Annotated in this window: 23 protein-coding genes; 17 read left to right on the top strand and 6 right to left on the bottom strand. The window is 66.4% G+C overall.

All coding sequences use genetic code 11. The annotated features are described in order from the left end of the window. Positions 1-3 precede the first annotated feature (3 nt). The 6 genes from ACQ450_RS01060 to ACQ450_RS01035 form a co-directional block, all read right to left on the bottom strand. A complete protein-coding gene (locus ACQ450_RS01060; RefSeq protein WP_160612080.1) occupies positions 4-3267 on the bottom strand; it encodes a CusA/CzcA family heavy metal efflux RND transporter in 3264 nt (1087 codons plus the stop codon). A 55-nt stretch (positions 3268-3322) separates the two neighbouring features. Then, complete coding sequence (locus ACQ450_RS01055; protein WP_160611806.1) at positions 3323-4489, bottom strand: efflux RND transporter periplasmic adaptor subunit; 1167 nt, start codon at positions 4487-4489, stop codon at positions 3323-3325. A gap of 11 nt (positions 4490-4500) precedes the next feature. Continuing rightward, the gene (locus tag ACQ450_RS01050) at positions 4501-5754 is read right to left on the bottom strand and encodes a TolC family protein (RefSeq protein WP_431470155.1); all 1254 of its coding nucleotides are present in this window, start codon (positions 5752-5754) and stop codon (positions 4501-4503) included. Positions 5755-5817: 63 nt separating this feature from the next. Then, positions 5818-6192, bottom strand: coding sequence for a hypothetical protein (locus ACQ450_RS01045; protein WP_160611804.1), 375 nt, complete (start codon positions 6190-6192; stop codon positions 5818-5820). A 147-nt stretch (positions 6193-6339) separates the two neighbouring features. Then, complete coding sequence (locus ACQ450_RS01040) at positions 6340-6555, bottom strand: helix-turn-helix transcriptional regulator (protein ID WP_431470154.1); 216 nt, start codon at positions 6553-6555, stop codon at positions 6340-6342. Continuing rightward, positions 6548-7273 carry a hypothetical protein gene (locus ACQ450_RS01035; RefSeq protein ID WP_431470153.1) on the bottom strand — a complete coding sequence of 242 codons (726 nt, stop codon included), beginning with the start codon at positions 7271-7273 and terminating at the stop codon, positions 6548-6550. The genes ACQ450_RS01040 and ACQ450_RS01035 overlap by 8 nt, the downstream gene beginning before the upstream one ends. A 136-nt stretch (positions 7274-7409) precedes the next feature. Here ACQ450_RS01035 and ACQ450_RS01030 point away from each other — a divergent pair, with 136 nt between their 5' ends. From ACQ450_RS01030 to ACQ450_RS00950, 17 genes are read left to right on the top strand one after another with little or no spacing between them, the layout of a single operon-like run. Next, positions 7410-7724 carry a hypothetical protein gene (locus ACQ450_RS01030; RefSeq protein WP_160611802.1) on the top strand — a complete coding sequence of 105 codons (315 nt, stop codon included), beginning with the start codon at positions 7410-7412 and terminating at the stop codon, positions 7722-7724. Positions 7725-7753: 29 nt separating this feature from the next. Next, complete coding sequence (gene traL / locus ACQ450_RS01025) at positions 7754-8041, top strand: type IV conjugative transfer system protein TraL (RefSeq protein ID WP_057883310.1); 288 nt, start codon at positions 7754-7756, stop codon at positions 8039-8041. A 13-nt stretch (positions 8042-8054) separates the two neighbouring features. Next, on the top strand, positions 8055-8621 hold the full coding sequence (locus ACQ450_RS01020) for a type IV conjugative transfer system protein TraE (protein WP_431470152.1): 567 nt from the start codon (positions 8055-8057) through the stop codon (positions 8619-8621). Continuing rightward, complete coding sequence (locus ACQ450_RS01015) at positions 8618-9439, top strand: type-F conjugative transfer system secretin TraK (RefSeq protein ID WP_431470151.1); 822 nt, start codon at positions 8618-8620, stop codon at positions 9437-9439. Before ACQ450_RS01020 ends, ACQ450_RS01015 begins: the two co-directional genes overlap by 4 nt. Beyond that, on the top strand, positions 9439-10746 hold the full coding sequence (locus ACQ450_RS01010) for a TraB/VirB10 family protein (RefSeq protein ID WP_431470150.1): 1308 nt from the start codon (positions 9439-9441) through the stop codon (positions 10744-10746). The genes ACQ450_RS01015 and ACQ450_RS01010 overlap by 1 nt, the downstream gene beginning before the upstream one ends. 1 nt (position 10747) lies before the next feature. Further along, positions 10748-11608, top strand: coding sequence for a DsbC family protein (locus ACQ450_RS01005; RefSeq protein WP_431470149.1), 861 nt, complete (start codon positions 10748-10750; stop codon positions 11606-11608). Then, on the top strand, positions 11605-12177 hold the full coding sequence (locus ACQ450_RS01000) for a hypothetical protein (protein ID WP_431470148.1): 573 nt from the start codon (positions 11605-11607) through the stop codon (positions 12175-12177). The genes ACQ450_RS01005 and ACQ450_RS01000 overlap by 4 nt, the downstream gene beginning before the upstream one ends. Beyond that, positions 12174-14735 (top strand): type IV secretion system protein TraC, encoded by a 2562-nt coding sequence (gene traC, locus ACQ450_RS00995; protein WP_160611798.1) that lies wholly within the window; start codon positions 12174-12176, stop codon positions 14733-14735. The genes ACQ450_RS01000 and traC overlap by 4 nt, the downstream gene beginning before the upstream one ends. Next, on the top strand, positions 14732-15124 hold the full coding sequence (locus ACQ450_RS00990) for a hypothetical protein (RefSeq protein ID WP_200956687.1): 393 nt from the start codon (positions 14732-14734) through the stop codon (positions 15122-15124). The genes traC and ACQ450_RS00990 overlap by 4 nt, the downstream gene beginning before the upstream one ends. After that, on the top strand, positions 15117-15497 hold the full coding sequence (locus ACQ450_RS00985) for a TrbI F-type domain-containing protein (RefSeq protein ID WP_057883304.1): 381 nt from the start codon (positions 15117-15119) through the stop codon (positions 15495-15497). Before ACQ450_RS00990 ends, ACQ450_RS00985 begins: the two co-directional genes overlap by 8 nt. Beyond that, positions 15494-16003, top strand: coding sequence for a S26 family signal peptidase (locus ACQ450_RS00980; RefSeq protein WP_431470147.1), 510 nt, complete (start codon positions 15494-15496; stop codon positions 16001-16003). The genes ACQ450_RS00985 and ACQ450_RS00980 overlap by 4 nt, the downstream gene beginning before the upstream one ends. Beyond that, positions 16000-16632 (top strand): type-F conjugative transfer system protein TraW, encoded by a 633-nt coding sequence (traW, locus tag ACQ450_RS00975; protein ID WP_160611797.1) that lies wholly within the window; start codon positions 16000-16002, stop codon positions 16630-16632. The genes ACQ450_RS00980 and traW overlap by 4 nt, the downstream gene beginning before the upstream one ends. Then, complete coding sequence (traU, locus tag ACQ450_RS00970) at positions 16629-17642, top strand: conjugal transfer pilus assembly protein TraU (RefSeq protein WP_431470146.1); 1014 nt, start codon at positions 16629-16631, stop codon at positions 17640-17642. The genes traW and traU overlap by 4 nt, the downstream gene beginning before the upstream one ends. After that, positions 17639-18388, top strand: coding sequence for a type-F conjugative transfer system pilin assembly protein TrbC (gene trbC / locus ACQ450_RS00965; RefSeq protein WP_431470145.1), 750 nt, complete (start codon positions 17639-17641; stop codon positions 18386-18388). Before traU ends, trbC begins: the two co-directional genes overlap by 4 nt. Continuing rightward, entirely contained in the window at positions 18385-20112 is a 1728-nt protein-coding gene (locus ACQ450_RS00960) for a conjugal transfer protein TraN (RefSeq protein WP_431470144.1), read from the top strand. The genes trbC and ACQ450_RS00960 overlap by 4 nt, the downstream gene beginning before the upstream one ends. Then, entirely contained in the window at positions 20112-20918 is an 807-nt protein-coding gene (locus ACQ450_RS00955; RefSeq protein ID WP_431470143.1) for a conjugal transfer protein TraF, read from the top strand. The genes ACQ450_RS00960 and ACQ450_RS00955 overlap by 1 nt, the downstream gene beginning before the upstream one ends. Beyond that, positions 20908-22356, top strand: coding sequence for a conjugal transfer protein TraH (locus ACQ450_RS00950; RefSeq protein WP_431470142.1), 1449 nt, complete (start codon positions 20908-20910; stop codon positions 22354-22356). Before ACQ450_RS00955 ends, ACQ450_RS00950 begins: the two co-directional genes overlap by 11 nt. Positions 22357-22363 lie beyond the last annotated feature (7 nt).

Raw genomic sequence — 22363 nt, 5'->3', positions numbered from 1 at the left:
CTTTTATGTAACCTCTCGCAATTCGTCCCGTTCCTCCCGCGTGACATTGCGGCGCAGACGCTCCCACCACTTTTCCCGCCAGCTGCGCTCGTCGTCGGAACGATGCAGCACGAGCCGCGCAATTGCAGGCAGAACGAACAAAGTGAGGATCGTTGCGGTGATCAGCCCGCCGATGACCACGGTAGCCAGCGGACGCTGCACTTCGGCGCCGGTTCCGGTCGCGATCGCCATCGGCACGAAGCCAAGCGAAGCGACCAGCGCGGTCATCAGCACGGGGCGCATGCGTGCCAGGGCGCCGTCCTCGATCGCCTCTTCTAGGTCCATGCCTTTCTCGAGGCGCTGCCGGATCGCCGTCATCATCACCAAGCCGTTGAGCACCGCCACGCCCGAAAGCGCGATGAAACCCACCGCCGCCGAGACCGAGAACGGCAGTCCCCTCAGCGCGAGTGCGAAGATGCCGCCCGCCAGAGCCATCGGAATGGCGCTGAACACCGCCAGGGCCGGAACCCAACCGCCAAGCGCCATGAACAGCAGGAGCAGGACGAGCGCAAAGCAGAGAGGCACGACGATTGCGAGCCGTGCCTGCGCTGCCTGCAGGTTCTGGTACTGGCCACCCCATTCGATGAACGAGGCAGGCGGCATGTCGACCTGTGCAGCGACCCCTTCCTGGGCCTCTTCCACGAAGGAGCCGAGATCGCGTTCGCGCACATTGGCCGAGACGATCACCAGCCGGCGCCCCTGTTCACGGCGCACTTCAGCAAGGCCGTCGACCACGCGGAAATCGGCGAGCGCCCGCAGCGGAACAGTGACGCCGTTTTCGAGAACGATCGGGAGGGCCCCGAGCTGGTCGAAATCGTCACGCGCCGCGGCTTCCAGACGAACGATGACCTCAAACCTTCGGTCGCCTTCGAAGACCAGACCGGCAGGCCGCCCGCCGAGTGCGATGGCGACCGACTGGGCGACGTCTTCTACGGACAGCCCATATCGTGCGATGGTCGGCCGATCGAAGGCGATGTCGAGGGTCGGAAAGCCCGTCACCTGCTGTACCTTCACATCTGCCGCGCCCTCGACGCCGCGCAGGACGCCCGCGACATCGCCCGCCGCTTCGGTCAACGCAGTGAGGTCGTCCCCATAGAGTTTGACCGCCACATCGCCGCGCACACCGGCGATCAGTTCGTTGAAGCGCAGCTCAATCGGCTGGCTGAACTCATAGAGATTGCCGATCAGACCGCCGAGCGCTTCTTCCATTTCGGCAACGAGCGCATCTTTCGACAGGCCCGGATCAGGCCATTCTTCACGAGGCTTCAGCATGACGTAGGCATCCGAGGCATTGGGCGGCATCGGATCGCTGGCGACCTCGGCCGTTCCCGTCCGGGAGAACACCAGTTCAACCTGCGGAAACTGCTCCAACCGGTCTTCCACCCTTCGCTGCATGGCCAGAGAGCGCTCGAGCGACGTGGAGGGAATTCGCAGCGACTGCACCGCGAGATCGGTCTCGTCGAGCTGCGGGGTGAACTCGCTGCCGAGGAAGCCGAATATGAATGCCGCCACGGCGAATACGCCGACACCGGCACCAATGACGGGCCAAGGACGCGCAATGGCCTTTCGCAGCGCCGGCCCGTAGCGCTCCTTGGCGATCCGGATCGGCTTTACCTCCGTCTCGGTAAGCTTCTTGTTGAGCAGCACCGCAATCATCGCCGGCACGAATGTCAGCGACAGAACGAAAGCCGAAGCCAGCGCGAGCATCATCGTGATCGCCATGGGCGAGAACGTCTTGCCCTCGACTCCGGTGAAAGTGAGGAGCGGCGCAAATACGAGGAAGATAATCGCCTGTCCGTAGACGGTCGGTTTGATCATCTCCTGCGCGGCAAGCCGTGTTTCGGTCAGTCGCTCGCCCAGGGTTAGGAGGCGCCCTTCGCGATGTTGCCGCGTGGCCAGACGGGCGACGCTGTTCTCGACGATGATGACCGCGCCATCCACGATCAGGCCAAAATCGAGCGCTCCGAGGCTCATCAGATTGCCGGAGACGCCCAGCCGGTTCATGCCGATCGCAGCCATGAGCATCGATATCGGGATGACGAGGGCTGTGATGATGGCTGCGCGGATGTTGCCGAGCAGAAGAAACAGCACGGCAATGACGAGAAGAGCGCCTTCGAGAAGGTTCTTCTCGACCGTCGCGATAGTCGCGTCGACGAGCGCCGAACGGTTGTAGACGATCTCGGCTACCACGCCGTCCGGAAGCGATGCGCGAACTTCCTCGAGCCGCTCGGCAGCGCCGGCCGCGACTGTTCTGCTGTTTTCACCAGCGCGCATCAGAACCGTGCCGACAACGGCCTCCTCGCCGTTCAGCGATGCGGCGCCGGTCCGGAGATCGCCCCCGATTTCGACAGTGGCCACGTCGCCGATGCGAATGGGCACGCCCTCACGGGTGGCGACGACCGCCTCCTCGATATCCGAGATGCCGCCAAGACGGGCGTCGACGCGGACGAGCAGAGCTTCATCGGCGCGGTCGACGAAATTCGCTCCCGCTGCAAGATTGGCCGCTTCGAGCGCGTCGATAAGAGAATCGAAGGACAGACCATAACCGGTTAGGCGAGCCGGATCGGGCTGAACGAGAAACTGCTTTTCGAAGCCGCCGATCGAATCGACCCCGGCCACGCCATCGATCGATCGCATCAGCGGCGCAACAACCCAGTCCTGCACGGTGCGCAGATAGGCCGCCTTGGCGACCTCGCTTTGGAGCCGATCGCCGCGTTCGGTGATGAAGCTGCCATCGGCCTGCCAGCCGGTACGTCCGCCGGTTCGTGCTCCCCGCCCACCGGGATGCTCGTACTCGATAGTGTACATCAGCACTTCGCCTAGGCCGGTGGAGATCGGACCCATGGTGGGCTCAGCGCCCTCGGGAAGCGATGCTCCGATCGGCGCCAGGCGTTCGTTGACCTGCTGGCGCGCGAAATACAGATCGGTCCCTTCTTCGAAGATCGCGGTTACCTGGCTGAAGCCGTTGCGCGATATAGACCGGGTCATCTCCAATCCCTCGATCCCGGCGAGCCCGGTCTCGATCGGAAAAGTCACCTGTGTCTCCACCTGCGAAGGCGAGAGCGCGGGTGCGCTGGTGTTGATCTGTACCTGGGTATTGGTGATGTCGGGAACGGCGTCGATCGGCAGCCGCAACAGGTTAAATGCGCCGTATATCGCGGCGAATACAGTCAGGACGATGATCGCCCAGCGAAAACGCACGGCAACGTCGAGAACCATTCCGATCACGCCGTGACGATGGCTTTCCTCGTGCGCGTCATCGGCCGCGGGTGAGGTGGTCTGATCAATGGCCATGTTCGGCGCCCTCCTTCTCGAGCTCGGCCTTCAGCAGAAAGGCGTTGTCGGTGGCGATGCGCCATCCGGGCTGGAGACCCGAAAGAATGGTCACCATCCCTGCGGAACGGCTGCCCGTTTGCACCTCCCGTGCCTGGAACCCGCGCTGCGTCCGCACGAAGACGACGTCGCGTCCTTCGAGCACCTGCACTGCGTCTTCGGGCACGGCGATGCGGGTCTGGTCGATTTCGCCGGAGGGACGAATCCGCGCTTGAAGGAAGGCGCCCGGCTGAAGGCCGGGGATCGGACGTGCCAGGGTAAGCACCGCAGTCGCGCTGCGGCTTTCAGGGTCGAGCGAAGGCGTCACCGACCGCACGCGCGCGCCGATCTCGCGGCCGTCGCCAACGATTAGCGCCGCTTCGTCGCCAGGCTGGATACGTGCGGCATCCTCCGACGGCAGGGCGACCTCAACCTGCATGCCGTTGGGATTGACAACGCGATAGAGCTCCTCGCCCGCATCGACGAAGGAGCCGAGCACGATCGGAGCTGCCGTCACGCGCCCTGAAAGGGGGCTTGTTACGGCGAGCGAACGACCATCGCCGCTGACACCAGCAGCGGCGACCGCGGCTTGGGCGCGGTTCAGTTCGGAACGGGCAACATCGAGATTGGCGCGGGCGGCCTCGAGGTCCTGCCGTGCGGTTACATTGGCCTCGAACAGGCGGCGCTCGCGCTCGTAAGCGGCCGAAAGCTCGGTAACGCGCGCGCGGGCAGCACTCAGCTGCGAGGCGAGCGCTGCAGCATCGGCGCTTTCGATGCGTGCCACTGTTTCCCCCTGGCGGACATAATCGCCGAGCGTCTTGCCGATGCTGCGCACGACGCCCGATGCCCGTGCATCGATCCGCGCGCTCGCAGACGGGCTCGCCGCGACGGTGGCCGGAAAAACGAGTTCGACCGCAGCGCCGGTCTGGAGGGTGGCGAGCTCGATATCGGCGGCGCGGATTTGCTCTTCGGCAAGGAGGACCAGTCCTTCGGGAAGTTCGGACTCGCTCGCTTCTTCTCCCGCGTGCGCGCCGCCCTCGGCGTGCGTGTCGCCTTCGTCGTCAGGCCAGAGGAACAGCAGCAGCGCTGCAGCGAGAATGGCAATCCCGGCGATGATCGCCAGTTTTCTGCGGTTCATGGAGATATTCCTCATTGTGCGGCCAGCCTGATGAGCTCGGCGGCAGCTTGTCCCTGGTCTTCCTGCGCGGCGATCAGGGCCTCGCGGATATCGTCGCGCGCTTCTGCGGCGCTCAGGACCTCGATCAGCGGGAAACGGCCATTGCGGTAGCCGATGCGGACAAGCCGCAGCGCTTCCTCGGCCTGTGGGAGTGACGTTGCGGAAAGTGTTTCGACGCGCGCTTCGGCAGCGAGGTATTGCGCCCGGGCGCGGGTCACCGCCTGTTCGAAATCGGCAAGCGCTATCGCCTCGCGGGCATTGGCCGCACGCAGCCGCGCCTCGGCAGCGGCGATGTTGCCCTGGTTGCGGTTGGCGAAGGGAAGCGGGATGGAGACGCCGACGAGAAACGCATTGTCATTGGTTTCCTCGAAGCGCCGCACACCGGCAGAGACCACCGGGTCGGGAACGCGCAAGCTGCGCTCGCGGTCGATCTCGGCTTCGGCCGCCTGGCTTTCGGCACGCGCCGCTTGCAGTTGAAGCCCCGTCGTAGAGACCAGAACTGTGCTTGGCGGCACGATGTCGGGAAAGTCGCTCGGAACTACCGGCGGAGCACCCTCATCCGACCAGAGCGCTGCAAGCGCGGTGCGCGCGGCCAGACTGGCTGCCTCGGCAGCCTGCAGTTCCGCTCGCGCTTCGGCCAGTGCCGCCTGGGCGCGCAATCCCCGGAGCGGTGGCTCCCGACCAACCTCGACGAGCACGCCAGCTATTCGGGCAAGTTCGACATTCCTCTCGACGATGTCGAGCGCCAGCTCCACCCGTGACGCTGCCGCCGCGGCAACTACATAGCGCTCGCGCACAAGAAAGCCGAGCTCGGCTTCCGCCAGATCAGCCCGAACGTTCGCAAGTTGCGCCTGGGCTTCGGCAGCCTGGACGCGAGCGCTGCGCTTACCGCCAAGCTCTAGCCGCTGTCCGACCGAAAGCGTATATTCGGTTGCGCTCAGCCCGGAGAACGCGCCGCTTCCGGCGATATTCTCGACCTCGAACGAGAGCTCCGGATTCGGCCTTAAGCGGGCCTGACCGACCAGCGCCTGCGCTGCCTCGGTGTCGGCGCGTGGTCCGACGATCCGAGGATTCGATTGCGTTTCGGCGGCACCCTCGGACAAGCCTGACCGGCTCAAGGCCTCTTCGAGCGAAAGAAGCTCGCGCTCCTGCGCCTCCGCAGGCATCGCGAATGCGGCGAAGGACAGCCCCGCGATTAGGGCGCCCCGCCATGTTCTGGCTGACATTTCTGAGTTCTTCCTGTGCTGACAATCCGAAAAGCGCCGCCAGGAGCGGCGCGTTTGGTCTTGTCAGGCGCGAGGAGGGCGTCTCAGGCGCGCGTTCTCGTCCGAAGAAAGAGGGAGGATCTTCGCGGGTTCTATTGCGGCTGCAGAGCTAGGACCCTGGCCCATCTGCACTGTTCCAGAGACGCTCGCGCTGTGATGGCAGTGGCCATGCCCGCAGATGCCGTCCTGATCTGTCGGAACACCCTTGTCATCCTGTTGCTCCTCATCACCCGAGGATCCAACCTCCGCATACGATGCTGTCGATACGGCCATCGAATCGCCTGGCGCCACCTCGGCCCCACAGGTAGCCGCATCTGCTGCGGTCGCGAACACCATCGCGACCAGCAGCAGCAGGACGCTTAAGGGATGCAGGACAAGATGGCGATAGGTGCGAGTCATCAGATGTGGCGCTTCCTAGCGCAGAACAGTCCGTTTTTTCAACCACCAAGAAGGGTGGCCCTCGAATTCCGTGGCAGGATGGCTGGGGGGAGATACCGTTGCTTCAGCGACTGTGGGTGCAAAAAACCGGTATCGAGAAGATCCCGATCAGGACCTTACCGTTTCTATCCAGTTCTCAACATCCTCTTCTACCCAGGCAACGGCGTAGCCGCCGAGCTGCACGGGCTTCGGAAACCTGCCCTCGGCCATCCAGCGATAGATCGTCGATCGGCCCAGTCCGACGCGGTGCTTGACTTCAGGGAGACGGATAAGTCGCGGCGCCTTGCGCGGCGCGGTCGCTGCAGGATCGATCGCTTCACCCATGATGACCTCCCTGGCCGGAAGCGAACCCATCGCCGAGTAGCGCATCCCTGCGCTCGAGTTCATCGATATGGTCGGACAGGAGCCGGGCTACGCGGTGCGCCGTGCCTTTGGCCCAGCGCGGTCTCACATTGTGGACCTGGTTGCCCAGGACGCGCTCGAGTGCTGACGGCAGCTCGCCGGTGAAGTCTTCGAAGAACTGCGCGAGATCCGATTGCAGCCAGGCAATCGCATGATCGCCGCTGCTGACGAGGAACAGCAGGATATGGGCCTGAGGGGTAACGCCGCTCGCGGCAAGAATGCGCAAGGCCTCGCCGAGGCTGGCAGAGCGCTCGCCTGTTAAGACACGGCGCAGGGCATCTTTATGAATCTGCGCATCGCGCGCGATATCGCAGCGCGTCCGGCCGCTGGCCTCGACTGCGGCAAGCAGCAGCCGGGCGAGGTCTGCGCGAACCTGCTGTTCGGCAAAGAGCGCCATGTTTGTCATCGACGAATCCTTTCGCGTGTTGGTGATCGACTCGAGGACTAACCGCGAAGGAAGGCTGTAGGAAAACGAAAAGAACAAGAAGGGAACATAGAGGAAGGAACGAATCAGCTTCCTATGGCGATTCGCGCGGATTCTGGCAGCCGGATCGCAATTCACGGCAAGCCTCGCGCAGAAAGGAGCTAAGTTGGCGCATTTGGCCGCGCGGTCAGCGCGGAACCCGGCCCGGATCCACATCCATGTCGCTTTTCGCTTGGCGAACGAGCGTGAAATGCACTCGGCGTTTTCCTACACCCCGGCTTCGAGGCGAGGAATGAACATACAGCGAACATGCTCGCTGGTTCGATGTTCAACCTTCCCGGAGTTTCTCCCGATGATCACCAAGCCGCTCAGCGCCGCCCGCCCCCGGGGCCGCGACTACATTCTTCCCACCATCATAGCGCTCGCCTGCGCCGGTGCCGCCTATGCCGGCGCCGACACCACGTTCGATCCGGCGCTGCAGAAGTTTACCGACTTTCTCGAAGGTTCGGGCGGCAAGATCATCACCGTCATGTCGCTCGCCGGCGGCCTCATCGCGCTCGCCTCGGGGCGCTTTGCGCTCGGGCAGGTGGCGGTGCCGGTGGGTGTCGGGATCGGCGTCGGCACCGGGGTGCCGATCGTCACCTCGGTCGTGACCGCGGTCATCTGACAGCGGTCTAACGGCAGGAGGGCGGCATCATGGCCGACAGATACCTTGTTCCACGGCGGCTCGACGATCCGGAGCTCATCGGCTTCTGGACCATCGACGAGTTTGCGGGACTTCTCGTCCCGTTCGCCTGGGGCATTCTTGCGCAGCACATCATCATCGGCACGGGCCTATCGGTCGTGACCTGGTTCGCCCTGCGGAAGGCGAAGGCAGGCAATGCTGGGTCGAAACTGGTGCATGCTGCCTACTGGTATCTGCCCGGGAGCTTCCTGGGATTGAAAGCCACGCCGCCCTCCCATTGCCGCCTGCTGGCAGGCTGAGGGGAGGACCGACATGCAAACCGAATTCGCGCATGCGCAGGCGCAGCGCTATCTCGCCCAGCGCAACCGCTTCGCAGGGCTGAGCGCCGTCCTGGCAGCAACCAGCGTGCTGGGCATCGGAGCCGCGATCACCCGCGACGAGCAAGTGGTTCTCGTGCCGGTCACCGCCGAGACGCTGACGGTCTCGAGCGGCGGGATCGACACGCACTACCTAGAGCTCCTCACCCGCGACACCGCGTTGATGCTCTTGAACCGTTCGCCCGAGAGCCTCGACTACTGGATGGAGCAGATCCTGAAAGTGGCCGATCCGGCGGCGCACGGTCGCCTCAAGGCGGAGCTCGTCAGGATCGTCGACGAGCAGCGCGGCTCGGACGTCAGCCAGGCCTTCGTGATCCGCTCGATGCTGGTCGACACCAAGAGCCTCACCGCAACAGTCACCGGCACGCTCAAGACCTTCGTCGGAGCGCAGGTGATCGCGAGCCAGGAGCGGACCTTCCGCTTTGCCTGGGCGAAGCGCGGGCTTTCGCTCGGCCTCACCGGCTTCGAGCAAATTACCACAGACGAGGAGCAGCCAACATGAGCCTCTTTTCAACCCCGTTGAGCGCGGCGCTCGCCGGTACCGGCCTTGCCTGTATCTGCATCGGTGCGACCCGGGTTCCCGACAGCGGCCTGCGCGCGATCGGCGTGGCCTTCGTGGCTGCATCGTTCGCGCTGGTCGCGGTTCCCGCGCACGCCGACCAGTTCGTCGAGGCGGCCGACAACGCGACGATCGACTGCGAACTCGCACGTGGCGAGCTGACCCGCATCGCGCTCGTCGAAGACGGATTCGCCAATGTCTCGAAGATCGCGAGCGGCTTTCCCTACAACGACTTCCAGGTGACCCACGAGCCGGTGCGCGGCGACATCTACATCTCGGTGCCGCCGCAGTTCGCCTCGGACAAGGTCAGCTTCTTCGCCACCAGCAAGGCCGGATACGTCTACCGGTTCGCCTGCCGCCTCGGCGGCGCGGACGCGGGCCAGCTGTTCATCACCAATCCGGCGCTTGTCAGCAGCGAGGCGGCCGAATGGGAGCAGGAAAGCGGCCAGAACGAAGCCGCCATCCGCCTGATCGAGGCTATGGCGAGCGATGGGGTACTGCCAGGCTTCTCGGCGCGCGCCGAACTGTCGCGGCCGCGCCGCACCGGCGCCATCGAGGTCCAGCAGGTCGCGCAGTACGACGGGGCGACGCTGACCGGTCAGCGCTTTCTCATTCGCAACATGGGCAAGGAGCCGCTCGCGCTCGGCGAGGAGCGAGAGGCGCCCGCAGGCGCGCTCGCCTTCGCCTATGGCCGCGACACGCTGCCGCCCGGCGAAGCAACCAGCGCTTTCCTTGTCTTCAGCACCGGAGGGGTCGAGTGATGGCCAACGCATCCGAGGCCGCGCCCGAACGCGCGCCGCACGACAACGGTCATGCCGAAGGCCGACGGACCCTCAACACGCAGATCGCCAGGCGGCAGAAGCTGCTGCTCGCAGGGCTGGGCGCGCTGGTCCTGATCGGCGGGTCGTGGATCGTCTTCGGCGGCGAGGACGAAGACGGCGCCGCGACCGAGGGCGCGACAACCATCGACACCGGCGGTCTGGTCAACCGCAACCTCTCGCAGCGCGAGTTCGTGGCCACCTACGGCAATCGGCTCGATGCGCAGGGCCGCGCGATCAAGGATCTCCAGGAAACGCAAGTGCCGCGGCCCGCGATCGAGCAGGAACTTGAAGCGCTGCGCTCCGAAAACGCGCAGATGCGCAGCGACGGTCAGACGGCGATCGACGCGTTCTCGGCCGAGAACGCCGCCTTGCGCGGCGAGCTGCAGCAGGTTCGCCAGGCCGAGCCACCGGCACCGGCCGCGCCGCCGCCGACCTATGGGCCGGGGGTCACGCCGCCGCAGCCGCGACAGGGGCCGCAACAGCGCGACGCGCTCGCGCCCGGTTCGCAGAGCGGAGGCCTCAGCACGCTCAGCTTCGGCGAGGCGGGCGAGGCAAAGAGCCGCCCGGCGGTCGAACGCACGCCTGCACTGATGCTCGAGGCGAGCCGCGATTACCTGCCGCCCAATTCCTATGCCCCGGCGCGGGTGATCGTCGGGGTCGATGCCTCGACCGGCGTCGCCAGCCAGACCGATCCGCTGCCCGTGGTGCTGAGGATCACCGGTCCCGCACGCTCGGTGGTCAGCGGCAAGCGGCTGCTTACCACCGACCTTACTGGGTGCCTCGTCAACGGCGCGGCGCGCGGCGATCTCTCGGCCGAGAAGGTCTACGTCAAGCTCGCGCGGATGACCTGCGCGCAGCCCGGCGGCCGCTACGCGGTGAGCGAGGTCAAAGGCTTCATCGCCTTCGCCGGGAAGTCGGGGGTGCGCGGCCGCGTGGTCAGCCGCGAAGGCAGTCTCGTCGGGCAGGCGCTGCTCGCCGGGATCGTCGGCGGCTTCGGGCGCGGCTTCTCCGCCAACGCCAACGGCATCTTCACCGGACAGGTCGGCGCCAATGGCCAGCGCGAAGCGCTCTCGCCGACCGACATTCTTGCCGGCGGTTTCGGCCAGGGCGCGGGCGACGCCGCCGACACGGTCAGCCGCTACCTCATCGAACGCGCCGAACAATACCAACCCGTCGTCGAGATGCCGACCGGCATCGAGGTCGAGATCGTCTTTCTCGACGGCGTCCATGTCAGGAGCACCAAGTAACATGAATTTTTCCCACTCCCGCCCAGGCCTCAAAGCCCGCGCCGCCCATGTCGCGCTCGCGATGACCGGCGCCGCCACCGTGCTGACGCTCGGCGTCGCCGCCGTCACCGCGCTTCCTGCCAATGCGGCCGGTCTCGCAAGCGATGTCGCCGCCGCGCTCAAGCTGCGCCTGCCGAAAACGCCGGTCGACGCGCTGACCTGCGACACGCTCGGCCCGTGGTGCGAGGTCGTTTCGGGCGACACGCTGTTCTATATCGACGAAACTGCACGCTACCTCTTCGTGGGCCGGCTCTACGACATGGAAGAGCGGCGCGATGTCACTGCCGCGCGCCTGCTCGAACTCAATCCCGATCTGCTCGCCGCGGGCGGCGCCCGGGTACGTTCGGAACAAAACGAGACCGCTCCGAGCGTTGCGCCGGATAAAGTCGACCTGGCGAGCCTGCCCGCCGAGGGCGCAATCCGCTGGGGCAACCCGAAAGGCGCGAGGCTGGTGGTCTTCTCGGACTTCCAGTGCGGCTATTGCCAGCGCCTCGCGGCCGAACTCGTCAAGGCGAAGGTCCAGGTCGAGGAGCGCCCGATCTCGATCTTCGGCGCGGCGAGCCGGCGGCTCTCCGAGACGGTGCTCTGCGCGAAGGATCCCGCGAAGGCGCTTCACTCCGCTTATGCCGGCGAGCTGGAGGCCAACGGCAAATCCTGCGCCAAAGCCAAAGCGCTCGATGCCAACGAAGCTTTCGCGAGGGCCAACGGCTTGGCCGGTACGCCGGTCATCGTTCGCGCCAGCGACGGCGCGGTGCTGCACGGCTTCCGCGATGCCCAGACGCTGCGCGCGTTCGCCGCGGGCGGAAAGGAGCCGCGGTCATGAGCGCGCGCGTCCGCAACCTCGCCTGCGGGATCGCGGCATCGCTTCTCGCCGGTTGCGCCACGCTCGGCGGCAATGTCGAGGGCAGCTTTGCCTGCCGCGCGCCCGAAGGCACCTGCGCACCGACCTCGCTGATCGACGCCCAGGCGACCGGCTTGGCCGCCGGCCAGGAGACGCTACCCGTCTCTTCCGCACCGGGTAGGACGTCCGTGGGTCGCAGCCTGCGCATCGTGCTCGCCGCCCACCGCGACGAAGCCGGACGCGAGCACGAGGCCCGCGTGGTCCAGGTCGTGCTGCCGGAGCCGGTGGGCGCGGGCTGGCGGCAGCCGAGCGGAACCGGCGAGCTGCTGCGCGCGATCGGCCAGGCGGTCGCCCGTACCCCCGAGCCCGAGAACCCCCAAAATTCCAACTTCCCCGAATTGCCGGACCAGCTGTTCCTCCCCTCCCAGCCCGGTCCGGCAATACCCGGCGCAGATGCGCCGGAACCTGGGGCACCCGGTCGTAACGCCTCCCCCGGCCGGGTGCCCCAACCCCTTTCCCAACCAGACCCAGAACAAGGAGACGATCAGTGAGCTTTTCGCTTGGCGCCGCGCGCGACGCGGTGCTCTCCGGCCTGTTCGCCGACACCGACCGCGCGGAGCACGCCCGCGCGCCGCTTATGCTCGACATGCTGTCGGACTGGCTGCCCTACCGCGTCTACGACGAGCGCACCGGCCTCTACCGCAACCGCGCCTCCAAGGGTTTCGTGCTCGAAGTGACCCCGCTGGTGGGCGCGGACGAGCGCACCGGCGAGATCCTCGGGCAGTTCTTCTCCGAAGGGATGCCGGCGGGCGCCTGCCTGCAGGTGCTCAATTTCGCTTCGCCCCGGATCGGTTCGGTGGTCGGTCCCTGGTTCGCGCCGCGTTACGAGCAGGGCGGGATTTACGAGGCGATCGCGCGGGCGCGCACGCAGCGGCTGTATGATCTGGTCTGGCAATCAGGCTCGGCGCATGCGCCGTTCCACGCGCGCGCCACCCGGCTGATCCTGTCGCTGGGCGTTCCCCTGCCCGGCAATGTGAGCGATGCCGAACTTACCGAATGCCGCGAGGGCTTGCTCGGCATGCTCCATTCGCTGGGATTGCACGCGGCGAGCCTCGAGCCGCACGGCCTCCTGTCGCTGATCGACGAGCTGACCTCGCCGACCACGGCGCGCGAGCCCGACCGGATAGACTGGAACCGCCACGAGACGCTCGACCTCCAGGCGATCCGCCGCGACATCGAACTCGAGGTCGAGGACGACCGGTTGATCCTGCGCACCGAGCGCTTTCGCGAGACCGGCCGCGACCGCGACGGCGTGCCGCAGGTCGGCGAATGCTATCCCGACCGCTTCGATCTGCGCCACTATGCCGTGCGCTCGACGCCCGAGCGCTGGGCGCCGTGGGAATGCGCGCGCCTCATCGGCGACATGTTCACCGACAAGCTGCGTTTCCCGTGCCCCACGGCGACAATGCTGTGCCTCGTCTATCCCGACCAGGAAGCCGCCGCCGCGCGCGCGGGCTACAAGTTCATGCGCACCACCAGCCTCTCGGACACGAAGAGCGCGCGCTTCCTGCCCCGGCTCGGCGAGCAATCGGCCGAATGGCGCCATGTCCAGGCCGAGCTCCAGGCGGGCAAGAAGCTGGTCAAGCTGTTCTACGGCCTGACCACGATCTCGCCGCTCGGCCAGGGCGACACGCACGAGCGCGTGGTCAAGGCGATCTACAAGGCGGCGGGCTGGGACCTCGCCGACGAGCGCTTTCTCCAGCTCCAGGGGCTGATCGCCGCCTTTCCGCTGAGCCTCGCCGATGGGCTCGCAAGCGACATGACGCGGCTCAAGCGCCTCAAGACCATGCTCTCGACCACCGCGGCGAACATCGCGCCGATGCAGGGCGAGTATCTCGGTAGCGACATTCCGCATCTGCTGCTCGTCGGCCGGCGCGGCCAGCCCTTCTTCTGGTCGCCCTTCGAGAACCGCGCGGGCAACCACAACATCGCCATCTGCGGCAAGTCGGGCTCGGGCAAGTCGGTGCTGCTGCAGGAACTGTGCGCGGCGCTACGGGGCGCGGGCGCCAAGGTCGTGGTGATCGACGACGGCCGCAGCTTCGAGCACTCGGTCAAGCTCCAGGGCGGGCGCTTCGTCGAGTTCACGCTCGCCTCGGGCTTTTCGCTCAACCCGTTCTCGATGGTCGACGATGCCCGCGCCCAAAGCGACGAGGATTACCGGCTCGACTGCTTCGCGATGATCAAGGCGATCGTCGGGCAGATGGCGCGTCCGAGCACGGCGCCGAGCGATACCGAGCGCGGCCTCATCGACCGCGCGATTACGCAAGTCTGGGACAGCCTCGGCAGCGGCGGCAGCATCGACGATGTCGCGCATGCGCTCCACTCGACAACAAACGAGGCCGGCAGGGAGCTCGCGACCGCGATCGGTCCGTTCTGCCGCGGCGGCAGCTATGCCGGGTTCTTCTCCGGCAAGGCGAGCTTTGCCTTCGAGGACGATTTCACGGTCTTCGAGATGAGCGATCTTGCTTCACGCGAGGAGCTGCGGAGCGTGGTCCTCTCGGCGATCATGTTCATGACCGGTCAGGCGATGACCCGCTCTTCGCGCTCGACGAAGAAGCTGCTGCTGATCGACGAGGCCTGGGCCATGCTCAAGGGCGGTTCGATGGGCGAGTTCGTCGAGACCTATGCCCGCACGGCGCGCAAATACGGCGGCGCGCTCGCGACCGCCACGCAATCGCTCAACGACTATTACAAGTCGGACGGGGCGCGCGCCGCGCTCGAGAACAGCGACTGGATGCTGGTGCTCCAGCAGAAGGCTGAGACCATCGCCGATTTCCGCAAGGAAGCACGGCTCGAAATGGACGACCGCACCGAGACGCTGATCCGCAGTCTCAAGCGCTCGGGCACCGAATACAGCGAAGTCTACATCAAGGGTCCAGAGATCGAGGCAGTCGGCCGGCTCGTGCTCGACCCGTTCTCGGCGACAATCTTCTCGTCCGATCCCGACACCTATGCCGCGATCCACAAGCATGTCGCCGACGGCATGCCGCTCGACAAGGCGATCGGCCAGGTCGCGGGGATCGCCGGCTCGGCCCGAGGAGCCGCATGATGGTCCTCGACTACGAAACGCCGGTCGATCGCATTGCAAGCGGGCAAAGCCGGGCGAGGCAGATCGACACGAGGTCGCTGGCGCAGGGCACCTGCCTCGTCCTGATCGAGGCCGCGGGATTTGCGATGAACATCGTGCTCGTCGTGCTCGGCCTGCCGCTGTTCGCGTTCCTGTTCCTCGCGGGGTGGGATCTGGGACTGCTGTTCGCGCAGCTCGGCAACCTTGCCGATCACTACCGGCTCGCCGAGCCGGTCGCCCGGCACCTGTTCAGCCAGGACCTCAAGGTCGCGTTCCTGTTTGCCGCGGGTTGTTACGCGCTGCTGCGCCTGCCGGCCTTCCTCCGGCGGCTCGAGCGCCGTCTCGCCGAAGGAGACAGGCGTCATGACTAGACTGCGGCTCCCCCACCCCAGGCTGGCCCTCGGAATCCTCGCGACGCTCGGCCTTGCCGCTGCGCTGCTCTGGGCCGCGTGGATCACGCGCGCGGTGACCGAGAACCCACCGCCGCGGATCGTTACGGTCCGTCTCGCCGAGACCATCGGGAAGTTCGTCGACGAAGCCGCGCGCGCCGATGCCGAGCCGCAGGCCGTGCAGGCGGCGAGCCTTGCCTATCTGAAGGCCGCCGAAGCGTCGGTCGCCGAAATGGGCCGCGACGGACGGGTCGTGCTGGTCGCCGAGGCGGTGCTCGCGGGCGCGGCCGAGGACGCCACACCCGAGCTCGAGCGGCGGATTGCCGCAAAGCTCCAGCAGGAGCCGCGCCGATGAAGCGTCCCTCCATTCACTGGCGCCGCCCGCTTATCCTTTGCGCGCTGTGCGCCTTGCCGCTGGCCTGGGCGCCGCTCGACGCCTTCAGCAAGGACCACGCCCTGCTGCTCAACGCGAGCCCGAGCTTGCCCAACTGGGCGTTCTGGCTGGACAAGCGCGCGCCCATCGAGCGCGGCAGCCTGGTCTTCTTCGAGCCGCCGCCCAGCGCGCTTATCGAAACCCATTTCGGATCGGATCCGCAGATGTTCGGCAAGCGGGTGCTCGGCCTGCCCGGCGATGTCGTGAGCCACGAAGGCATGGACGTGTTCGTCAACGGCGAGAAGATCGCGACGCGCCTTGCAGTGACCCGCCTCGGCATTCCGCTGACGCGCGGTCCCGCAGGAACGATTCCTGCAAACTGCTACTACACCGGCACCGATCATCCGCGCGGGCTCGACAGCCGCTACGGTGCGATCGGCTTCGTTTGCGCCGGGCAGATCCTCGGCAGCGGGAGGGCGATCCTGTGATCCGCCTCCCGCTTGTCCTGACAATCGCTCTTGCTTTGCCGGCTGCCGCGCAGGCGCGCGACTACGGCCAGCAAGGCGCGGTCTTTCCGGTGATCGAGCGCGATCTGCTCGAGCAGATCCACTCGCGCCTCGTCGCGATGGAAAAATCGGGCGAGACCGCGAAGCTCAACGACCAGTTGAAGCGACGCACGGCGGCGCGCGTCAATCGCCCGGACCCGGTCGCCGGGATCGCGCGCGCGATCGACGATCGCAGCTGGTCGTTCGATCCGACGATCACGCTTGCCGCCGATATCAGGGGCGCGAAGGGCGAGCTGATCCATGCCGCGGGCACCCGGGTCAACCCGCTCGACAGCGTTGTATTACGCGCCGACCTCCTCTTCCTCGACGGCGACGACGCGGCGCAGGTCGCCTGGGCGCTCAAGCAGGACCGGCAGGCCAAGTTGATCCTCATCAGTGGCGCGCCGCTCGAGCTGATGAAGGCCCGCCAGCGCCGCTTCTATTTCGACCAGGGCGGCAAGCTCACCGAGCGCTTCGGGATCAGGGCCGTGCCCGCGCGCGTGCGCCAACAGGGCCGACTGCTCGCCGTGAGCGAGATCGCGCTTTCCGCGAAGAAGGAGCCAGCGCGATGAGAGCCCTGCGCAAATTCGCCGCCGCACTGCTCGCTGCCGTGTCGCTGGCTCTGGCGGCGCCCGCCGCGGCCGATGCCGGGCCGGGCAAGTGCACCGGCAGCTTCGTCAACCCGATCACCGATATCTGCTGGTCGTGCCTGTTCCCGATCTCGGTCGGCGGGCTAGAGATCTGGCCCTCGAACCGGCCCGATCCCGACAATCCCGACCTGCCCGTGTGTCTGTGCGGCCTGAGGCCAGGCATCGCGATGGGGTTCTGGGAGCCGGTGCGGCTCGCCGATGTCAGCATGAAGCCCTGGTGCTTCGTAAACCTTGGCGGAATGAAGCTCGATCCCGGCTTCGACATCGGCTTCCGTTCGATCTCCGGGCCGTCGGCGATCGGCGGGGCGAGCCAGTACTATTCGAGCTGGCACGTCCACTGGTACGCCTATCCGCTGATCTACTGGATGGAGATCGTCGCCGATTTCCTCTGCCTCGAGCCCGGTTCGATCGACATTCTCTACATCTCCGAGATCGATCCGCTGTGGCAGGACAGCGAACTCACCGCGATCATCAATCCCGAGGCGGTCCTGTTCGCCAATCCGCTGGCGCTGGCCGCCTGCGCCGCCGACTGCGCGGCGGCGACCGCCAAGCTACCGATCGACGAGATGTTCTGGTGCGCGGGCTGCCAAGGCTCGATGTACCCGATGAACGGCAATGTCTCTGCCTCCATCGGGCACGTGCAAGCCTCGCGGCTCGTGCTCTCGCGCTTCGCCTACAAGCTTCACCGCGAGCTCGTCTCGTGGGGCACGATGGGCTCGAAGGGGTTGTGCGGCAAATACCTGATGCCGGTGATGCGCAAGCAGCAATACCGCTTCCAGGCCACCAATCCCAATCCGGCGACGAGCGGGCGCTACGCCTGCCCGCCGATCGGCACCTCCACCACTCTTCAGGAGCCCGGACAGGTCATCCCCGCCATCGGCGAGGACATGGGTTACCTCGTCTGGCGCAAGAGGAACTGCTGCGCTCTATGACCAAGTCCCTTCTGCTCCTCCCGCTCGTCTTCGCCCTCTCGCTTGGCGGTCTGGCGCTTGCGCAAAGCGCATCGGGCGATCTCGATCTCGATGCGATCCGCGCGCGCGCAGCCGAACATGCCGGCGATGCCGAGGCGCTTGCCACCGCGGTGCGCGAGCGGGCCGATGTGCTCGCCGAGGATGCGCGCAGCACGCAGAACGGCGCGCAGGCCAACCGTGCGGCCTATGTCGAGAGCGTCGGCACCGACCTCACTAATCATGCGCTCGATTTCGACGCAATGGTCCGTGCCCAGGCGCAAGCCGAAACGGCATCGCTGAGCGAAGGACCGCGCTTCATCGCCTTCGCCTCGCTGTCGATGCCGCCCGAGGCCCTCAGGGCGCTGGTGCGCGACATGGGCCGCGCGGGCGGGGTCACCGTCCTGCGCGGGTTTCCGCAAGGCGACAGCGAAGGCTTCAAGAAGCGCCTCGCGGCGATCTGGAGCGACGGCAGCGAAGCCGGATCGCTCGGCGTCGATCCGCGGCTCTTTCGCGCCTTCGACATAAAGGCCGCGCCGAGCTTCGTCATGCTCAGCACCGATTTCAGCCCGTGCGACGGGTTCGATTGCAGGAGCGTGGTCCCGCCGCACGACCGGATCGCGGGCAATGTCAGCGTCGCCCATGTTCTCGAAACCTTCGCCGGAGGCGGCGGTCCCGGCGCGACGCTTGCCCGGCTCCACCTCGCCCGCCTCGAAGGAAATCGGCCATGACGCGGATGATTGCCACTGCGCTCGCCCTGATCCTTGCTGTGCCGGGCGCGAGCACCGCACAGACCACCGAGGCGGCCAGGGCCGACGGCAAGCAGACAGCAAGGGACCTGCTAGACACCGCGCGCGACGCGGCTTCGGCGCCAATCGACGCTACCCAAGTGCCCAATTACGATCCGCAGGCGACGCGCGGTCTGCAGGATCTGGCGCAGAGCCCCGACCAGATCGACTCTCGCGCACGCGCCAATGCAACGACAAACCCGGCGCTGCGCACGATCCGCGACAGCATGACCACCCGCGCCGAGTTCGACACGCAGGACATCTCCGACATGCTCGCGCGGAGCCGGACAATCAGCGAAACCCCGCTCGATTACACCAGCGGTATGGCGGTCGGGGGTGCGCAGGGTTCCTGCGTGCCGCTTCCGCCCGGTGCGGGATCGGCAGGAACGTACTTCGCGACCTGCAACACGGGCACGCGGATCGACCAGAGCGCCGGCCAATGCGCGGTCCCGCTCGTGGCAAGCGTTACCCGGCGGCCGCAGTATCACTACCTTTGCAGCAGGTTCGGCGACTTCAACAATTCGGGCGAGCCAGTCTGCGAAGGCTTCGCCGGCGCGAGCTGCCGCGCGACCGGCCAGCGCGAGGGCCGCTGCCTGCAATGGTTCGATAACGGACACACGCGATTCTGCTCGGAACCGGGCGAACCTCTGACCGAGATGACCTGCGATGCTCCCGTGTCGGGCCGGACTCCCTACGCGGTCACAAGCACGACGGACGTGTCTGCCGCCCCCGACGAGAGCCAGTGCACCGGTTTCGCCGGCAACGGCGATTGCACGCTCGACGCGGAAATCTGCACCGACAGCGATCCGCAGACGCGCATAGTGGACGGCGTCGCGGTCACCCGGCCCTGCTGGGCCTGGCAGCGCAGCTATACCTGCGTAACCCGAAGCGCCGCCAGCGACTGCTCTGCGCTCGAGGACCAGGGAAGCTGCCGCTTCGTGCGCGAGGAGTGTCTGAGCGGCGCCGAAGCATGCGAGACCTGGGAGCGTGTCTACGAATGCCCGCTTCCGGCCGGTGAAACGGGTGAGACGCAATATGTCTGCGACGGCGACGTCTACTGCATCGACGGCTCATGCGAGACGATCGAGCGCAAGGCGAACAACGAGTTCAAGGATGCCGTAACCGCGCTCCACGCGATGAACGAGGCGCGCGGGCAGTTCGACCCGCAAACGCTGACGCTGTTTCGCGGAACCCGTAACACCTGCTCGTCCAAGGTCTTTGGCGTGCTCAACTGCTGCAAGGGCAAGGGATTCCCGCTCATCCCCGGGATCAGCCTGCTGGTGGCACTCGGCTGCGACCGCGAGGAAGTCCTGCTGCACGAGCGCGATGCGCAGGGGCTGTGTGCCTATGTCGGCACCTATTGCTCCGACAGCTTCCTTGGCGTGTGTCTGACCAAGAAGAAGGTCTACTGCTGCTTTGAGTCCAAGCTCTCGCGGATCCTGCAGGAGCAGGGCCGGCGCCAGCTGCCCAAGCCCTGGGGCAAGCCGAAGACCGAGACCTGCAAGGGTTTCACGCTCGACGAGTTCGCGCGGCTCGACCTCAGCCAGATGGATTTCTCCGAAGTCTACGCTGAGTTCACCGACGCCGCGCGGCTGCCGGACGAGCTCGAGACGAGCACCCTCATCCAGCAGAAGATCCAGGATTACTACGCAAGGGAAGCACAGTGATGCGCAGCGCCACCAAACTCGCGCTCTGCGCGGCTGCAGGCTTGTTCATGACTGGCCCGCTGGCGGCTCAGGAAGGAGGCTCCGGAACCGATGCGGCCGACGCCCTCTACTGCGCGGAGCGCAAGCTCGGGTACTGGTTCTACTGCGTGAGGCCTGCGCCCGCGCCTCGTGAGACAGAGCCGCAGCCGCAGGCCTCGACAAGTGCCGCGGAAGAGCTCGACGCGATCACTGGGACCTTACGCGAGTTGAAGGCGCAGGCGATCCTTCGCCCCACGCCCGACAATGTCGCCGCCTACATCCGCTTCCAGCGGGAACAGCTCGACCGCGCCTCGCTGTTCTCCGACGTCTGGCAGCGCGCGCTGTGGCAGGACCCGGCGCTCGATTACACGCTCGAACGTCCCGTTGGCGCGCTCGCCAAGAAGCAGTGGCAGGATACCCGCGCGGCGGAACGCGACCTCGTGATGGCCCGGCTCTCCGAGCGCTACGGCCTGTTCTACTTCTTCGCCCAGACCTGCGGCGCCTGCGAAGTCATGAGTCCTATAGTCAAGGCGGTCGCGTCACGCTGGCGCATCACCGTGCGCGCGATCTCGACCGATGGCGGGCCGTCGCGGCACTTCCCGGACTACAGCGTAGAGAAGGGCCAGCGCCCGCGCATGGGGCTCGAGCCCGGGATCACCCCCGCGGTGGTGCTGTGGGACAGCGTCGGCAAACGCCCGATCCCGATCGGCTACGGCGTGCTCTCGGCCGACGAGCTGCAGGACCGCATCTATCTCCTCACCTCGAAGGAAGCCGGACATGATTACTAGGCTCAGAACCATTGCGCTCGCGCTGGCCGCCACGAGCATGATCGCCGCCCCGATCTCGGGACCAGCATTGGCAAATGTCGGCGACAGCATGGACCGGTTCATGGATGACATGGGCGGAGCGGCGAACGTTACCGGTCCCACCGCCTTCGAAGGCCAGTCGGCGGGCTACTACAGCATGGGCAACGTCTGGACGCGCTTCCCGCAGAAGACGACCAACATCGCCAATCTCCAGCTGCCGCGCGCGCGGGCCGGCTGCGGCGGGATCGACATCTTCGCCGGCTCCTTTTCCTTCATCAACGCCAGCGAGATGGTTGCGCTGCTGAAGGCGGTTGCCAACAACGCCGTCGGCTTCGCCTTCAGCCTCGCGATCGACACGATCTGCCCCGAGTGCAACAAGATCATGCAGGAGTTCAGCCAGAAGGCGCAGCTCATGAACGAGCTGTCGATCAACTCCTGCGAGATGGCACAAGGGCTGGTCGGGGGCGTGTGGCCCAAGGGCGATCTTGCCGACAAGGCGATCTGCGAAGCGATCGGCAATTCCGAAGGCATCTTCACCGATTATGCCGCCGCCAAGCATGGCTGCGGCACCCGGGGCCAGCGCGCCTCGACCAACGAGAACGGCGGCGAGGACTTCGCCGACGTCAATCCCGCGGTGCCTCGCAACTACACCTGGCATGTTCTCAAGCAGAGCGCCTTCTTCAACCCGGGCGGCACCTTCGACCGTGAGCTTGCCGAGTATGCCATGACGCTGATCGGAACGGTCATCTATGTGCCGCCCAAGGACGACGAGCCCGGCAGGTTCGTGCCCTTTGCGGGCGACGCCTCCTCGACGCTGGTGACCGCGCTGCTCGACGGGACGCAGGGCCAGAGCGTGCGCGTGTTTCAGTGCGACGAGCCCGACCAGTGCCTCAATCCGAGCTTCCAGCAGCTGAGCCTTGCCAGCGCGAAGGCGATCCGCCCGCGTGTCGCTCTGATGATCGGCAACATGGTCGACGCGATCCGCACCGACACCGCAATCGGCGAGGCCGAAAAGGAACTGCTCCAGGTCGCATCGCTGCCGCTCTACAAGATCCTCACCGTGCAGGCGGCGTTCGGACGCGGCATGGCGACCGATGACCGCGCGACTCTTGCCGAAGTCGCGAGCATCGATCTGCTCCACGCGATCCTCGAGCGGATCGTCTCCGAAGCTGGCCGCTCGATGGCCAGTTTCATTGCCGCCGACGAAGCGAAGCTCGCGCTGTGGCGCGCGCAGGTGGCGGAGGTGCGCAACCAGCTCGCGCACCGGCAGGCCAACGGACAGGCACGCATCACCGCGATCGTCCAGATCATCGAGAAGACCGCGATGATCGAGAACATGCTCGCCGCCTCGATGTCACCCTCGATGGCTGCGGCGCTCGACTGGTCGCGCGGGCTGCAGTCGCGCTCGATCGTACCGTAAGGGATCA

The sequence above is a fragment of the Sphingosinithalassobacter sp. LHW66-3 genome (assembly GCF_050703275.1).
Lineage (GTDB): Bacteria > Pseudomonadota > Alphaproteobacteria > Sphingomonadales > Sphingomonadaceae > Sphingomonas.
Note: the sequence above shows the minus strand (reverse complement) of the source record. Positions and strands in the feature narration are given on the sequence as shown.

What these genes read in the sequence shown, in the direction of transcription:
- ACQ450_RS01055 (WP_160611806.1), bottom strand. Translation starts at nt 4,489, where the DNA reads ATGAACCGCAGAAAACTGGCGATCATCGCCGGGATTGCCATTCTCGCT.
- ACQ450_RS01050 (WP_431470155.1), bottom strand. Translation starts at nt 5,754, where the DNA reads ATGTCAGCCAGAACATGGCGGGGCGCCCTAATCGCGGGGCTGTCCTTC.
- ACQ450_RS01045 (WP_160611804.1), bottom strand. Translation starts at nt 6,192, where the DNA reads ATGACTCGCACCTATCGCCATCTTGTCCTGCATCCCTTAAGCGTCCTG.
- ACQ450_RS01040 (WP_431470154.1), bottom strand. Translation starts at nt 6,555, where the DNA reads ATGGGTGAAGCGATCGATCCTGCAGCGACCGCGCCGCGCAAGGCGCCG.
- ACQ450_RS01035 (WP_431470153.1), bottom strand. Translation starts at nt 7,273, where the DNA reads ATGTGGATCCGGGCCGGGTTCCGCGCTGACCGCGCGGCCAAATGCGCC.
- ACQ450_RS01030 (WP_160611802.1), top strand. Translation starts at nt 7,410, where the DNA reads ATGATCACCAAGCCGCTCAGCGCCGCCCGCCCCCGGGGCCGCGACTAC.
- traL (WP_057883310.1), top strand. Translation starts at nt 7,754, where the DNA reads ATGGCCGACAGATACCTTGTTCCACGGCGGCTCGACGATCCGGAGCTC.
- ACQ450_RS01020 (WP_431470152.1), top strand. Translation starts at nt 8,055, where the DNA reads ATGCAAACCGAATTCGCGCATGCGCAGGCGCAGCGCTATCTCGCCCAG.
- ACQ450_RS01015 (WP_431470151.1), top strand. Translation starts at nt 8,618, where the DNA reads ATGAGCCTCTTTTCAACCCCGTTGAGCGCGGCGCTCGCCGGTACCGGC.
- ACQ450_RS01010 (WP_431470150.1), top strand. Translation starts at nt 9,439, where the DNA reads ATGGCCAACGCATCCGAGGCCGCGCCCGAACGCGCGCCGCACGACAAC.
- ACQ450_RS01005 (WP_431470149.1), top strand. Translation starts at nt 10,748, where the DNA reads ATGAATTTTTCCCACTCCCGCCCAGGCCTCAAAGCCCGCGCCGCCCAT.
- ACQ450_RS01000 (WP_431470148.1), top strand. Translation starts at nt 11,605, where the DNA reads ATGAGCGCGCGCGTCCGCAACCTCGCCTGCGGGATCGCGGCATCGCTT.
- ACQ450_RS00990 (WP_200956687.1), top strand. Translation starts at nt 14,732, where the DNA reads ATGATGGTCCTCGACTACGAAACGCCGGTCGATCGCATTGCAAGCGGG.
- ACQ450_RS00985 (WP_057883304.1), top strand. Translation starts at nt 15,117, where the DNA reads ATGACTAGACTGCGGCTCCCCCACCCCAGGCTGGCCCTCGGAATCCTC.
- ACQ450_RS00980 (WP_431470147.1), top strand. Translation starts at nt 15,494, where the DNA reads ATGAAGCGTCCCTCCATTCACTGGCGCCGCCCGCTTATCCTTTGCGCG.
- traU (WP_431470146.1), top strand. Translation starts at nt 16,629, where the DNA reads ATGAGAGCCCTGCGCAAATTCGCCGCCGCACTGCTCGCTGCCGTGTCG.
- trbC (WP_431470145.1), top strand. Translation starts at nt 17,639, where the DNA reads ATGACCAAGTCCCTTCTGCTCCTCCCGCTCGTCTTCGCCCTCTCGCTT.
- ACQ450_RS00960 (WP_431470144.1), top strand. Translation starts at nt 18,385, where the DNA reads ATGACGCGGATGATTGCCACTGCGCTCGCCCTGATCCTTGCTGTGCCG.
- ACQ450_RS00955 (WP_431470143.1), top strand. Translation starts at nt 20,112, where the DNA reads ATGCGCAGCGCCACCAAACTCGCGCTCTGCGCGGCTGCAGGCTTGTTC.
- ACQ450_RS00950 (WP_431470142.1), top strand. Translation starts at nt 20,908, where the DNA reads ATGATTACTAGGCTCAGAACCATTGCGCTCGCGCTGGCCGCCACGAGC.